10 protein-coding genes and 11 tRNA genes are annotated in these 12553 nt (G+C 67.9%); 1 reads left to right on the forward strand and 20 read right to left on the reverse strand.

Annotated features, from left to right (window positions below; genetic code table 11):
* Position 1: 1 nt before the first annotated feature.
* The 14 genes from DEI94_RS18880 to DEI94_RS18945 all read right to left on the reverse strand — a co-directional run bounded on the left by DEI94_RS18880 (position 2) and on the right by DEI94_RS18945 (position 4987).
* Positions 2 to 73: transfer RNA gene (locus tag DEI94_RS18880), tRNA-Thr, on the reverse strand.
* Entirely contained in the window at positions 53 to 328 is a 276-nt protein-coding gene (locus DEI94_RS18885) for a Panacea domain-containing protein (RefSeq protein ID WP_111025104.1), read from the reverse strand. Before DEI94_RS18885 ends, DEI94_RS18880 begins: the two co-directional genes overlap by 21 nt.
* A gap of 208 nt (positions 329 to 536) precedes the next feature.
* Positions 537 to 611 (reverse strand) — tRNA-Thr (locus DEI94_RS18890).
* A gap of 425 nt (positions 612 to 1036) precedes the next feature.
* Positions 1037 to 1111: transfer RNA gene (locus tag DEI94_RS18895), tRNA-Asn, on the reverse strand.
* Between the two features lie 188 nt (positions 1112 to 1299).
* Positions 1300 to 1371: transfer RNA gene (locus DEI94_RS18900), tRNA-Ile, on the reverse strand.
* An 8-nt stretch (positions 1372 to 1379) separates the two neighbouring features.
* Positions 1380 to 1452, reverse strand: a tRNA-Lys gene (locus tag DEI94_RS18905).
* 108 nt (positions 1453 to 1560) lie between these two features.
* Positions 1561 to 1633 (reverse strand) — tRNA-Gly (locus tag DEI94_RS18910).
* Positions 1634 to 1795: 162 nt separating this feature from the next.
* Positions 1796 to 1885, reverse strand: a tRNA-Ser gene (locus tag DEI94_RS18915).
* A 95-nt stretch (positions 1886 to 1980) separates the two neighbouring features.
* Positions 1981 to 2072, reverse strand: a tRNA-Ser gene (locus tag DEI94_RS18920).
* A gap of 87 nt (positions 2073 to 2159) precedes the next feature.
* Positions 2160 to 2233 (reverse strand) — tRNA-Asp (locus DEI94_RS18925).
* Between the two features lie 23 nt (positions 2234 to 2256).
* A tRNA-Tyr gene (locus tag DEI94_RS18930) sits at positions 2257 to 2344 on the reverse strand.
* A gap of 419 nt (positions 2345 to 2763) precedes the next feature.
* A tRNA-Trp gene (locus tag DEI94_RS18935) sits at positions 2764 to 2836 on the reverse strand.
* Positions 2837 to 2959: 123 nt separating this feature from the next.
* On the reverse strand, positions 2960 to 3091 hold the full coding sequence (locus DEI94_RS18940; RefSeq protein WP_258377915.1) for a hypothetical protein: 132 nt from the start codon (positions 3089 to 3091) through the stop codon (positions 2960 to 2962).
* A 105-nt stretch (positions 3092 to 3196) separates the two neighbouring features.
* Complete coding sequence (locus tag DEI94_RS18945) at positions 3197 to 4987, reverse strand: hypothetical protein (RefSeq protein ID WP_284183757.1); 1791 nt, start codon at positions 4985 to 4987, stop codon at positions 3197 to 3199.
* On the opposite strand from DEI94_RS18945, the gene DEI94_RS18950 reads away from it, so the two are divergent.
* Positions 4929 to 6431 (forward strand): hypothetical protein, encoded by a 1503-nt coding sequence (locus tag DEI94_RS18950; protein ID WP_284183758.1) that lies wholly within the window; start codon positions 4929 to 4931, stop codon positions 6429 to 6431. The genes DEI94_RS18945 and DEI94_RS18950 overlap by 59 nt on opposite strands.
* A 3-nt stretch (positions 6432 to 6434) precedes the next feature.
* On the opposite strand, the gene DEI94_RS18955 is transcribed toward DEI94_RS18950, so the two are convergent.
* The 6 genes from DEI94_RS18955 to DEI94_RS18980 are packed head-to-tail and all read right to left on the reverse strand — an operon-like array spanning position 6435 to position 12436.
* Positions 6435 to 7463 (reverse strand): glycoside hydrolase family 6 protein, encoded by a 1029-nt coding sequence (locus DEI94_RS18955; protein WP_111025107.1) that lies wholly within the window; start codon positions 7461 to 7463, stop codon positions 6435 to 6437.
* Positions 7464 to 7481: 18 nt separating this feature from the next.
* On the reverse strand, positions 7482 to 8330 hold the full coding sequence (locus DEI94_RS18960) for a hypothetical protein (RefSeq protein ID WP_111025108.1): 849 nt from the start codon (positions 8328 to 8330) through the stop codon (positions 7482 to 7484).
* Positions 8327 to 8740, reverse strand: a complete 414-nt coding sequence (locus DEI94_RS18965; RefSeq protein ID WP_111025109.1) for a hypothetical protein — start codon at positions 8738 to 8740, stop codon at positions 8327 to 8329. Before DEI94_RS18965 ends, DEI94_RS18960 begins: the two co-directional genes overlap by 4 nt.
* A complete protein-coding gene (locus DEI94_RS18970) occupies positions 8737 to 9717 on the reverse strand; it encodes a hypothetical protein (protein ID WP_220038749.1) in 981 nt (326 codons plus the stop codon). Before DEI94_RS18970 ends, DEI94_RS18965 begins: the two co-directional genes overlap by 4 nt.
* On the reverse strand, positions 9717 to 10094 hold the full coding sequence (locus tag DEI94_RS18975) for a WhiB family transcriptional regulator (protein ID WP_220038750.1): 378 nt from the start codon (positions 10092 to 10094) through the stop codon (positions 9717 to 9719). Before DEI94_RS18975 ends, DEI94_RS18970 begins: the two co-directional genes overlap by 1 nt.
* Positions 10091 to 12436 carry an AAA family ATPase gene (locus tag DEI94_RS18980; protein ID WP_111025110.1) on the reverse strand — a complete coding sequence of 782 codons (2346 nt, stop codon included), beginning with the start codon at positions 12434 to 12436 and terminating at the stop codon, positions 10091 to 10093. The genes DEI94_RS18975 and DEI94_RS18980 overlap by 4 nt, the downstream gene beginning before the upstream one ends.
* Between the last annotated feature and the right edge of the window lie 117 nt (positions 12437 to 12553).

Raw genomic sequence — 12553 nt, forward strand, 5'->3', positions numbered from 1 at the left:
GAGCCCCGAGTCGGGATTGAACCGACGACCCCCGCCTTACCATGGCGGTGCTCTACCACTGAGCTATCGGGGCATGCGCCGGAGACCGAAGCCTCGGCGACTGGGATCCGGCCGACCACGGCCGCATGAGCCGTCGAACCCGGATCAGACCGTTCGGCACGGGCCCTCCCGCGGCGGCGATGACCGCTTCCGGGAACAGGGGCGTGCCAGTCACGGCAAGGTGATGCGCCTGGGAGAGGTAGACGAGCGCGGTCAGCTTCTTCGGCTGCCGGCGGAGCGTCGGGTCGCGCAGCAGCAGGTACTCGGCGACCGTTTCGGACTTCGTCATCCGCTCGTTCCTCTCTCGTTGGCGGCTGGTGTGGTTCCCCAGGGGCTCGAACCCTGCAGAGCTGGTGTGTAAGACCTGCTTGCGCCCTGCGCGAGAACCAGGTGCCGAATCGCGGGAGGAGGCCGTCACGCCTCCGCCCGCGTTCACCGAGTTGCGCGGAGTGACGATAGCGCGCGGTCCGGCATCGGGATGTTCGACGCATCCCTCGAGCCGCCTGTCGGATTTGAACCGACGGCCCTCCGCTTACAAGGCGGACGCTCTGGCCAAACTGAGCTAAGGCGGCATGTGGGCCAGGAGGTGGACTTGAACCACCAACTACGTCGTCGTCGCGGGAGCGACCCGCGCCGGCACGTCGTAGCGCTCCGACTGTCTCTGTGATGATGAACCAGGGCTAGCGCCTGCATCACGGAGCAGAAGGACCAGGTGTACCGTTTACCGATCCTGGCAGAGCCCGTTTCGCGCAGCCGCGGGCATTCGGCTTGCCGGGACCTATCAACCCGGCTCCAGTGCGAGCGCTTGCAGGAGTTTCACGTCCGAGGGCGTGTGGAGCCTGCCACTCCAAGTAGGCGACTGCGAAGCCGTACCGGTTGCCCGGCACCCGGCCTTCCCGACCGGGCCACCCTGTACGTGGGTGTAACTGCGCCGCGGGCCTAGAACTCCGCGGCGTCAGAAGGCAACCCGTCGGCGCCATCCTGATCGCAATCTCGGCTCCCCCGGGAGGGCTCGAACCTCCAAAACCTCCGAGTTAACAGCTCGGCGCTCTGCCAATTGAGCTACAGGGGAATACTCCGCCCCAGCGCATCGGGACGGGAAGGTAGTGCAGGGTCTCCCACCCCACGTCGCGGACGCTGGGTTGGTCGTGATGCACATGGTTGACAGCGACCTGCGGTAACAGGTCGTGCGCTGCTGCGGCCGGACTGTACGGGGTGTACCGGCGCTGCGATCCGCCTTTTACCGAGGCGTCCCGTGAGTGGTCAGGGGAGGAGTTGAACCTCCGACTTCCGTCTTATCAGGACGGCACTCTTCCGCTGAGTTACCCGACCAAGGTGCGTGCCCCCACTTGGACTTGAACCAAGGACTCGCCGGGTAAGAGCCGGCTGCTCTACCAACTGAGCTATAGAGGCGAAGGTCGACAGGTCCGTGTGCGGTGTTCGGGCGGGTAGCCAACCGCCGTGCTTTCGAGTGCACGCTGACCACACGGTCCTGTCTGACGGGATGTACGGTCCCGTTTGAGCGGTAAGCGGGGCTCGAACCCGCGACATCCACTTTGGAAGAGTGGCGCTCTACCAGCTGAGCTATTACCGCGAACACGCCGTGGCGTGTGAGCTTGAACGTTCCGACCAGGATTCGAACCTGGGAATGCCAGCGCCGTGCACAGCGAACTGGTCGCCAACGCCACGCGTCGGCTCGTGCTCCTCTCGGCTTCGGAACGTCAAGTGTGTGCGACGGCTGGTCGGGCCGTCGAAGTGGCGGGTGGTGAGGGATTTGAACCCCCGTCCCGTTCGCACGGGATGCGGTTTTCAAGACCGTCGCATTCGGCCGCTCTGCCAACCACCCAAGTCTGGCCGCCGAGTTCCTGCCTCGGCGGCGCACGGCTTTCGGGACCCGGATGCCGTGCCCGGTGTGAACGCCCCAACTAGCGCGTCCCCGTGCGGAGGGCGTGGGAGTCGAACCCACACGCGGAGGTGGAACCCCGCAGTCCGATTTCGAATCGGGTGCCGCCGACCAATCGGCTGGGCCCTCCAACACTCACCGTTGATCTTCCTCAGCCCCACACCGCGTCTGGACCCGCTGGGGGATGCGCTCACGGTGAGCACGTGGGGGAGTGCAGCGACCCTGACCGGACTTGAACCGGCGACCTCCGCCTTGACGGGGCGGCGCTCTCACCAGCTGAGCTACAGGGCCGAGACCGCCGCGGACGCGACGGCTGGTGGGTGGTGAGAGATTCGAACTCCCGAGGGGGCGAACCCCGCCTGGTTTACAGCCAGGTGCCATCGGCCTCTAGGCGAACCACCCAGGACCGACGCCCTGGTGGACGCCGGTGTTGGTGGCTTCGAGCCGTGGCCTCGAGGTGATGGCAGGGGTGGCGGGGGTTGCGATGATGTGCGTCCCGGTCGCCGGTCGTGCCGTCGGTGAGGTCACGGCTCGAAGCCGTGTGTTGTGTCTTGCACTGTGGAGTTCCGAAGACCCGCGAGGGGTGCTGTGCCCGTGGCGGCGGTGAGCGTGGTGCTCGTTTCCGTTGCCGGCTCTACCTCTATGCGCGGAGGTTGGAGACGGCGGGAGGCAGGTTCCCTGGCGGCTTCGTACCTCGCACAGTGACACACGCCGGACCTGGTGAAGTCCGACGTTCCAGGGGCCGGTCGGTAAGGGCCGGCCCCTGTTGTTGTCTTGCGCTGTGGAGTTCTCAAAATGCGTCGCCATCTGGTGGCGATAGGCAGGGGTGACAGGACTCGAACCTGCAACTCGCGGTTTTGGAGGCCGCTGCTCTTCCAGTTGAGCTACACCCCTATGTCGTGATCTTCGCGTTGCTGCTGGAAACAACAAACGAGGCGGGGACTTCCAGTTCCGTGAAGCGTGTCGGCTTCGGTCCTGGAGGTCCCCGCCTCGTGGAAGAGTGCGGGCCGTCTGGGCTTACATGCCGTTCACCTGGAACTTCGCCTGGTAATCGGGGGTCGAGCAGTTCTGCCATTCGTTGCCGTTCGGCGTCATGGCAGCGCGCAGCACACGACCGGAGTCGTGTCGCTGGATCAAGAGCGCTGACATGAGATGCCTTTCGGACAGAGCGGGTGGACCGCAGGAATGCGAACGGTCGACAATGTAGCGTCGACGTCCGACTTCGCCAAACATTACGGCGTGTCGCGCGGGAAGTTAGGCTTCGGCGGGACCCTTGTACGCCTCGTCGGGGACGTTCAGCAGGTCGAAATGCTGGAACGTTTCCGGCTGCTGTTCCGCGGGTGCGATGACGTCATCGAACGCGGGAATGGGAGCGGCCGGGGGAACGGGAAGCGGCAGCGGCGACCCGTCGATAGCGGACGGAACCGTCGCCGAAGAAGGTGTCGCCGCTGGGAACGTCCACGCCTGCTCCGCGTCGGACACTGCCGCTGGGGCGGGGGATGCCTCCGGGAACGTCCACGTGGGCTCCGCGTCGGGTTCCGGCGCCGGAGAGGTCTCCTCCGTGGTGGGGGCCGGCACGTCGACAGGGGCTGCGGGAGCGGGTTCCGTCAGGTACGCGAGCGCTTCCTCCGCACGGGCCTGCAGCACCTCGTCGGACTCTGCCTCGGCAAGCCCTTCGACCGGAGCGTTCACGTCGTAGTTCAGCTCGATGAGCGGTGCGTTGTAGTCCTCGCCGGAGCTCTGACCCCCGAGGTCGTACGAACCGAACTGGAAGGTCTCGTCCGGCGGGGTGACACCGAGCCCTTCGAAGTCCGTGGCGGAGAACCCGAACTGCGCACCATCCCACGGAGCGGCCTCGGACGGCTGAACCAGCGGCGCGTCGACGTGGAACGGCTCCGCCACCACGGGGAAGTCCGGGATCGGGGCGGGAGCGACCGGGTCGAGGCTGACGGGGAACGCCGGACCGTGCTCATCCGGGAACTGCGGAACGTCGACGGGAGCCGAGCCGGTGAACGGGTCCTGTCTGTCGAACGGAGTCTGGCCCGGGAACGACGACGGGAACGGTTCGGCGTCAGCGAACGCCGACGGCTGCGGCGCTTCGGGCTGCTCCGGGGCGGACTTCCGCAGCACGTCCAGGTTCGCGTCGCCGAACAGCGCCGAAGCGGGCAGCGGCGTACCGAACGCCGGATGCGTGTACGCGTCACCCGCGTCGATGAGGCCAAGCTCCACGGCAGCGCCAAGCAGCGTCCCGCGAAGCGGTTCGTCGACCTCCGGGCCCGGGGCGGCCAGCACCGTCCCCTCCTCGAGGAGAGACGGATGCTCCACGGCGACCGCCGCAGCGATGGGGGACTCCGCGGCGGCGGCAGACACCAGCGCCTTCGCCCGTGCCGTCACCTCCTCATCGAGAGCCCGGATCTGCTCGAGGACCGCTGACTCCTGCGACCAGTCGAGGACCACCTCGGCGATGTGCTGCGGAACGGCGGGGATCCCGAACCGGGCATCCACCTCCGTCCGGTACGCGTCAGCATCGACGCCGAGCAGCGCCGCTGCAAGCCGGGACACGGGAATGCGGACCGGCGGGTCGCTGAGCTTGTTCTCCAGCACCCATCCACGGCCGTGCAGGAGCAGATGCGCGAGGTTCGTGGCGAGCGGGTTGGAGCTCCGGAGCTCGTCGATCTTGTCGTGCTCGGGGGTGTTGGACACGTCGTGCCTTTCGGGGCGGTTGTGCGGCATGCGGCGCCGGTGGCGGTCAGAGGGTTCTATGCGGCGGAACCGGGCCCTGTCGCACCGCCCAGCTCCGCACGGAACCGCTTCCTGAGCAGCGGTCGCGTATGGCAGGATTCGGGGCACGCGTGAGGCCCGACCCGAACGGAAGCTCATGAACGTCCGACGCATCATCGCTGTCGTCATCGCTCTTGCTGTCGCTGCTGTCGCCGCTGGCTGCACGGCGCTCCCGCCTGGCACGAGCACCGTCCACGGTTCGACGATGGCCGTCACCGCGAGCGCTGCGGCGAACCTGGTGGCACCGACGGTGACGGTGGACATCCCGAAAGGATCGGTGAAGGGCAGCGGTCATCTCGCGGTGGTTCCGGCGCTGACCGACAGTGGAGTCGCCGTGTTCTCCATTCGGCTCACCGGTGCGACCCTGACCGGTCCCATGACGCTGACGTTCCCGCACGCCAGGACGAAGGACAGTGCGAAGCCGTTCATCGCTTATTCGGAAGCGCGGACCGGTGCGCTCACTCCCGTGTCGAACATCAAGGTCACCAGCGCCGGCGCCGTCGTCAGCACCACCCACTTCTCCTTCTGGCTGGTGTCCTGGGCCTCCGACGTCATCAACGGCATCAAGCAGGTCATCCAGACCGTTCTTGCGAAGACGCAGGCGGCTGGGCCGCCGACCTGTGCCAGCGAGGACAAGGCCCGAGCGGGCGGCCTCACGGTGACCAGTGGCTCCGGGAACAGCGTCTACTGGTGCGTCGGACTGAACGCCGCCGGGCAGACCGAGGTGAAAGTCACCAACCCGCGGAACTTCCCAGTCGTCATGGACTCCACACCCGGACTCACCCTCGAGAACCCAGACCCGGAGTGGGTTGCCGCCATCAAACGGTTCACCGGCGGCGCACCAGCACGTCACCCCGGCGACACCGTCTACGTCGTCAACGCGGGGGAAACCGAATCGTTCGTGCTGACGGGAACCACCGCGCAGACCATCCACGTCGAACCCAGCGAGTTGGGGTTCTTCGTGCAAGGGCTCGTCCTCGCCGCGCAGATGGTCGTCCTCCTCGTGACGCACAAGCCTCTCGGCGTCGCGAAGGAGCTGCCGTCGAAGGCGCCGAACGCCGCGGTCGCGTTCTACCGGTACGTTGCCGCGAACGCAGAATGCGCAGTGCCAGAAGGGAAGCTGCTGCTGGGCTCGAAGCTCGACAACATCGCCGATGGGATGAAAGCCGTCGCGACCGGGCTGGAAGCGGCAGCGGAGTGCGTCGTCCCGTCGCTGAAGGTCAGCAACCTCATCGCGCAAGGAGCGAGCACCCTCACCACGCTGTTCAGCACGGTGGTCGACGCGGTGACACTCGTCCTCAACGCGCCCGTCGAAATTGTGGAGAGCATCGCCGGCTACGACGTGACACTCACCCCGCCGCTGCCGCAGTGGCAGCAGTGCCGGAAGCCGACGGAGACACTCTCCGAGGCGTATCGGGCTGCTGACGCCACGCTGACAATCTGCACCAAGGGCGCTGGCGACAGCACGAGCGTCGCACCGCAACGCGCGTACTTCACCTCGTCCGTCTACGGCAACCACACCATCGAAGACTGGGGCTACCAAGGCGACGGTGACTGCGGCAGCTGGGACAACAGCGACACCAACACCGTCTGCGTCGGCTACACCCAGCAGCCCGGATCCAACGCCATGGAGATGGAGGTGTTCACCCCGGCCACCACCGGCATCGTCAACATCCCCGTGCTGCAGACGTACCCGCCGATGCAGTGAGACCTACTTCGCCCGGTGGGTGATGAGGGCTTCCGCGTACGCCGGCCACCATGCGCCTGCGACGGGAGCGCCGTTGCAGGCGCCGTCGGATTCACCTGGCGTTTTCACCCACAGCAGCGCGTCGAGGTGCGGGTCGCCGGTGATGACCTTCGGCGGCAGTCCGAGGCCGGCGCCGACCGGGTTGCACCAGGTGCCCTTCCAGCCCTGCCCGTTCCGGGATGTGTCGATGATGTAGTGGGCGCCGCCGGTGAGCGCGGACACCTTCTCCGCGTACGCGCGTTCGTTCGCCGTGGGGTAGAAGTTCGACACGTTCGTGTAGAAGCCTCGTGCCCCAGCGATCCAGGCGGAGCGAAGCCGGTGCGCTTGCAGGTCAGCGGAGTTCCAGTTGCAGTTCCCGCCGTCGAGGTACGCGGCGACGCCAGCGTCCGCGAACTGGTGCACGGCTTCCTTGAGGAGCGGGTACCGGGCGTCGGCGGCAGCCGGGCAGGAGGTCAGCAGCGACAGGGAGTCCGGTTCGATGAGGACGACGGAGCGGGTCCCGCGGAGGTGGCTGGCGATGACGCCGTTCCAGGTCTGGTACGCGCTGGGGGTGAGGCCGCCGGCGGACAGGTTTCCGCAGTCCCGTTCCGGGATGGCGTAGGTGACGAACACGGCGGTCTGCCCGAGCTTCTTCGCCGCGGCGGTGATGGTGTCCACCTTCTGCGCTGCCTGCGCCGGCGTGAACCAGTCACCGAGCCAGGTGGCGGTCGGATAGGCGGCCAGGGTGCGGGCGGCCGCGGCGCGGGCAGCGTCATGGCTGGCGGTGAGGGCGGCGGCCGCGCGTGCCGCTTCCGAGTTCGGGTCGTTGTAGATGCCGTTGCCGAACACCTGCGCAGCGGTCGCGGTGTGCTCCATCCCCTCAGTCAACGCTGGGGTAGGTGCCGGGGCTGCGTTCGCGGTACCGCTGGTGAGCGCGCAGCCGGCCAGGGACAGGAACGCTGCGACGGCCGCAACGCCGAAGGTGAGACGACGGCGGACGGAGGCAGCGGACATGGCGGTGCGGCTTTCTTCTCAGATGGGCAGAGCGATGTTGAACCGCTCCTGCAGGACGGTGCGGGTGATGGTGCGAGCGGTTCCGAGGAGGTCGGATGCTTTGTCCTGACGGATGTGGAGGGTGCGGGCGATCTCGGTGACGGTGCCCATCGCCGGCGGTTCGCTGTACAGGTCGCCGAGCCACACCTCGGCGGTCTTGCCCAGTTCGCTGGAATGCTCGAAGCAGGTTTCGATGGCGAGTTCGACGAGCTCGCGACCTTCGATAGGGGAGATGACGTAGTCGTCCTCTTCGACGGCGCGGTCGTGGTCGGCGATGTCGGCCACGGGGAGCACCCCGTCAAGGTCGGTCAGTTCGACGAGGACGCCCTGCTTCTCCGGGTTGGAGCGGCGGGCACGCATCTGCTCGTTCGCGGCGTCAACGATCTCGGTTCGCTCCGGCTCCCGGCCGAGCTTCTTCCGAAGGTCCTCCCGGACGCGGGCGATGTGGCGCTGCTTCCGCTGCAACGCGACCATGCCGCTTGCCGCGGTCACTTCGGAGCTGTTGAAGTACGCCAGCGCCGCGTACCGGCTGATGCCGTTCAGGTACGAGTACCAGGCTTCGACCTTGTCGTGCTTGCCGGGAAGCACCGCTTCGCGGAGCACCTCGAGGGTGCGTTCCGCGATGACGCTGATGACGTCGTCGCGGTGGCTGCCGTACACGTCGCCGGAGTGACGTCCGAGGGTGCGAGCCCACTGCTGGAAGTGGGGAAGCATGTACCGGAGGACCTTGTCCTCGACGCGGCGTCGCGCGGTCTGGTTGGGAGCGGTTCGCAGCTCGTCGATCATGACGGCGAGTTCTGCGGAGTACCGCTTGCTGTCGGCGGTCAACGGGTTCCCCCTGAGATGCGGGCTGGTCGAGGTGTGAACGGGAAGCCGGGCCATGGGGTGGCGGAGTTGTTCCCGAGGGCGTCGCAGAACGCCATGAACCGGCGGCCGCCGGCGCGGGCGTCGAGCAGCCAGGCGATGGTGAACTTCCGTGGAGCGACGTCGGAGCCGGTGAGATGCAGCACATGCCGGGTGATGCGGGCGACCGTTTCGTCGCCGACGCCGGGCTGGGCGAGCAGCAGCTGCTTGAGGGTGATGCGCAGCAGCGGCTTCCCGTTGGGCTTGCAGGCGAGGCGGATGACGTCGTGGACGCTCGCCCGGCCGGTGGCGACGTGCATCAGTGCGGTGGCGCGGAGGTGCCGGGCGGCGGCGCGGGCACTGTTCGCGTCAGCCAGCGGCGGGCGGACGTTCATTCGTCCCCGCCCGCGTCTGGAGCTGCGGTGATCTCGTCGCGGTACAGCCGCTGCGTGGTGGCGATGTCGGGCCCTGCGGTCAGGGCTGCGAGGGCACGCTTCTTCGCGAGGGAGTCGTTCGGGTACAGGAGCTTGTACTCGGTGAGGAGCTCGTCGAGGGTGGACACCTGCGACTTCGCGAACACCCGCCGCACCTTCGGGCCGACCTTCGGGTCGCCGATCTGACGCCGGACCGCTTCCTCGGCGCGGGCACGGATACCGACGGTGAAAAAATGCATCGGGTCGACACGGTCGAAACGGTGCGGGTCGAGCGCGGTGTCGATCATCCGCTGGATGACGGAGGTGCCGTTCTGCCCGAACAGCATCGTGGATGCGAGGTCCTCGAGCGTGATCTCATCGACGACGCCGGCGAGGGGGATGCCCTTGTGCTGGGCGATTTCCGCGGCGACGATGTTGTTCGCTGCGTGCAGGCGCTGCTTCGTGAAGTACTCGAATCCGCTCATCAGCTCCCAACGGGCGGTCTCCCCGGTGCGGACGATGCGTCGCAGCTCCCGGTCACGCTGCGCAGCGCTCAGCGAGGACCGCACGACGACCGGCACCTGCAACGTGTCGTTGAGGTTCGCTGCGGTGGTGACCCGCAGTGGGGTGAACGGCACCTTCGCGGTCCCGTCGCTGTGGTTCCCGAGCCCGGTCAGCGTCCACGGCACGGTGGCGTCCTCCGCCATCAGGAGAACGGGGCCGTCCGGGTACGACAGCCGCGACGGCATCGTCTGCTTCACCCCGTCGACGACGCCCTTCCGGCCGACGTCGATTTGCGGGAGCACCCACACCCAGGACGGGAGCACAGCGATGACGCCAGGCACGAACGGGATGTTCTCGGCGCTCTTGATGAGCGCTTCGGCGTGGCGGCCCGCGATGATGCTGCCGAGGTTGTCGCACAGCTGCGCGAGGCGGGGGAGGTGAGGTTCTTCGTTCATCACTGCGAGTGGTGCTTCCGGTCGGCAGGGTGGGCGAGTTCGGCCAGCGGGTCGGCGCTGGTGCGCGCCGCCCGTCGGTCTATGCGGGCGTACCGGGCGAAGCGGGAAGCGTCGGGTTCCGGGGCGAACGCCTGCGTTGACGCCGCTCGAGCGAAGCCGGGGAGCTCGGCGAGTTCCGCGGCGGTGTGACCGCCGTGCACGCCGAACTGCTCCCCGTTGCCGAGGGCGTACGCGAGGCACTGCTCCCGGACGGTGCAGACGGTGTTGCAGATCTCCTTCGCGACGTCCTCCGACGCCGTCTCGAACCACATGTCAGGGTCGAACCGGCATTCCGCCTGCTCGCGCCAGTCCCGGTCGTTGGCGGTCCCGGCGGTCATCGGCGTCGTCCGAAGATGCCGCGGCGCTTCGAGCCGCTGCTTTGCGAGTCCAGGAACGCCGGGTTCTCCGTCGCCTGGTACAGGGCCTTGTCGAGGATGGGACGCAGGGTGCTGTCCTGGACGTTGAACGAGCCGGAGTTCATCGCGTTGGCGAGGTCCGGGTCGTCGCCGGCAGCGCCGAGGAACGACGACAGTCCGGAGAACGCCTGGGTAATGGCCTGCTGTTCGTGGTTCCCGAACGTCTGCGCCTTGTTGACCATGAGCAGCAGACGGTCCCGCTTCACGCCCTGGTTGATGAACCCCTGGGTCCGCTTGATGAGGTCCTCACGGCCCGGGCGGGACATGTCCGCGACACCGAGCCCCCACGCGCCGTGCAGCAGCAGCGGCACCATCACGTTGTCGATGAGGCCCGAGGTGTCCTTCGCCTCAACGATCTGGGTGTCGAGGATGACCAGGTCTGCCTGCGTCTGCAGGAACCGGATGACCTTGGAGTAGACCCCGGCGGTGACGATGCGTGGGTCAGCGAGGGTGTGCGGCGGGCTCATCACCACGGCGAACCCCAGCGACGGCAGCGACGGGTCGCGGTTCTCCTTCAGCACCTTCGGGCTGATGAGCGCGTTGGACGCCTTCCCGGTGACGGCGGCGTTGTACACCGTCGGCAGGTTCGGGTTCTCGAGCCGCAGGTAGGAGCGAATGTTCCCCTGACCGCGGTTCATGTCCACGATGACGACGCGGAGACCAGCCGCAGCGGCTCGCTGCGCCATGAGGACTGCGCAGGTGGTCTTCCCCACGCCGCCCTTCCCGCCGTAGGAGACGATGACGTTCGCCTTCAGCTGGTCGTCCCGGACGTCTGGGATCTCAGGGAACCCAGCAGCGGTGCTCGCCGCCGCTCCGAACGCCGCACCGGAACCGAATCCGGGCAGGTGGAACTCGTCCTCCGATGACTCCGAAACGGACGGCACCGACGGGAACACCGTCGACGGCACCGGCTCCGACACGGGGGCTACCGGCGCGCCCGGCGCCGGCGGGAACGCCTGCCCGAGGTCCGGAGTGCCGAACTGCGGTGCCGACGGGAACTGCTGCTCGAACGCTGGCGCAGTCGGCTCGAACACGGGAGCCTGCGGGGCCTGCTCGAAGACCGGCGCTGCCGGGGTCTGCTCGAATGCCGGCGCAGGCTGCTCGAACACGGGGGTCTGCGGGGTCTGCTCGAAGACCGGCGCTGCCGTGGCCTGGAACGGATCCTGCTGGAACTGCGGGAACTGCGCGGCGCCGGGCGCCTGCTGCGCCTGCTGGAAGAACTGGTCGATGCCCTGCTGCGCCGACTGGTCCGTGATGTCGGTCGGCTGCGGTTCGAACGCGGGGAACACAGGCGCTGCCGCAGGCTGCTGCCCGAACAGGTCCTGCCCGAACTGCTGCTGCGGTGCGACCGGCTGCTGCGGAGCCTGCTGAGGCTGGGGCGCGGCGGGGAACTGCTGCTGCGCGAACTGCTGCTGCTGCTGCTGCTGCTGCTGCTGCCCGAACTGGTCCTGCCCGAACTGCTGCTGCGGGGTCGGCTGCGGTGCGGGCGCCTGAGGGAACCCGTCCTGGCCGAACGAGCCGAACATCGACTGGTCAGGTGCCGGGGCGGCCGGAACCTGCTGCTGGGCTGGCTGCTGGTAGTACTGCTGCGGGGCGGCGGGAGCTCCCTGCGAGTACGCCTGCTGCGGGTACGCCTGCTGGGGGTACGCCTGCGGCTGCTGCGCGAACTGCGGCACCGCCGGCGACTGGTTGTACGCCTGGTGCTGCTGCGTCGGGATGGGTTGCGGCAGCTGGTCGGCGCCCGGGAACGCGAAGCCCGCCTGATCGGTGTTGTCGAACTCGCTCATGGTGAGGCGGGTCTCCTCTGGGGTGTGCAGGGTTGATGAGTGCTCGGACGGGAGCGGCCCCATATATGCGGCGCTTTCCGTCACGTCAGCCCCTATGCCGAAGCCGGGCGGGGCGACGCCGTCGACGGTGACGACGTCGGTCAGGTGCGCCACCGCGGGTCCGAACCCGAGCGCTTGCAGGACGGTGGCGACGGTCGCGGGCAGCTGAACGTGGGTGCCAACCTCAGCAGGGACGGTCCCGGCGCCGTTGAGGACCACCAGCGGTGCGCGCTGCGCCTGCTCGTGCACCCAGCCGCGCAGGCCCGGGCGCTGCACGTCGAGGACGACGGCGGGAACCGGGTAGGGGAGCGTCCGAATCTGGGCCGCGGCGTCGGCGAAGGGACCGCCGCCGACGACGGTCAAACCCAGGTGGGCGAGCGCTGCCGCGAGCTGTGGATGCTCGACGACACCGATCGACGGGGCGGAGGTGGGACTCATGCCCCACCTATGCGAACCGGCTGGTATCGGGCGCAGGAACGGCGCACACCTACCGAGGAGGGCAGAAGCAAGTCAGATGGCTTGCCGTGCTCACCCCGCTTACCCGAAGGTCAAGTC

Origin of the sequence: Curtobacterium sp. MCBD17_040 (assembly GCF_003234805.2) — a bacterium.
Classification (GTDB): domain Bacteria; phylum Actinomycetota; class Actinomycetes; order Actinomycetales; family Microbacteriaceae; genus Curtobacterium.

Coding starts and splice junctions, on each gene's coding strand:
- DEI94_RS18885 (WP_111025104.1), bottom strand. CDS start 328: ATGACGAAGTCCGAAACGGTCGCCGAGTACCTGCTGCTGCGCGACCCG.
- DEI94_RS18940 (WP_258377915.1), bottom strand. CDS start 3,091: ATGTCAGCGCTCTTGATCCAGCGACACGACTCCGGTCGTGTGCTGCGC.
- DEI94_RS18950 (WP_284183758.1), top strand. CDS start 4,929: ATGGCCGTCACCGCGAGCGCTGCGGCGAACCTGGTGGCACCGACGGTG.
- DEI94_RS18945 (WP_284183757.1), bottom strand. CDS start 4,987: ATGTCCACCGTCACCGTCGGTGCCACCAGGTTCGCCGCAGCGCTCGCG.
- DEI94_RS18955 (WP_111025107.1), bottom strand. CDS start 7,463: ATGTCCGCTGCCTCCGTCCGCCGTCGTCTCACCTTCGGCGTTGCGGCC.
- DEI94_RS18965 (WP_111025109.1), bottom strand. CDS start 8,740: ATGAACGTCCGCCCGCCGCTGGCTGACGCGAACAGTGCCCGCGCCGCC.
- DEI94_RS18970 (WP_220038749.1), bottom strand. CDS start 9,717: ATGAACGAAGAACCTCACCTCCCCCGCCTCGCGCAGCTGTGCGACAAC.
- DEI94_RS18975 (WP_220038750.1), bottom strand. CDS start 10,094: ATGACCGCCGGGACCGCCAACGACCGGGACTGGCGCGAGCAGGCGGAA.
- DEI94_RS18980 (WP_111025110.1), bottom strand. CDS start 12,436: ATGAGTCCCACCTCCGCCCCGTCGATCGGTGTCGTCGAGCATCCACAG.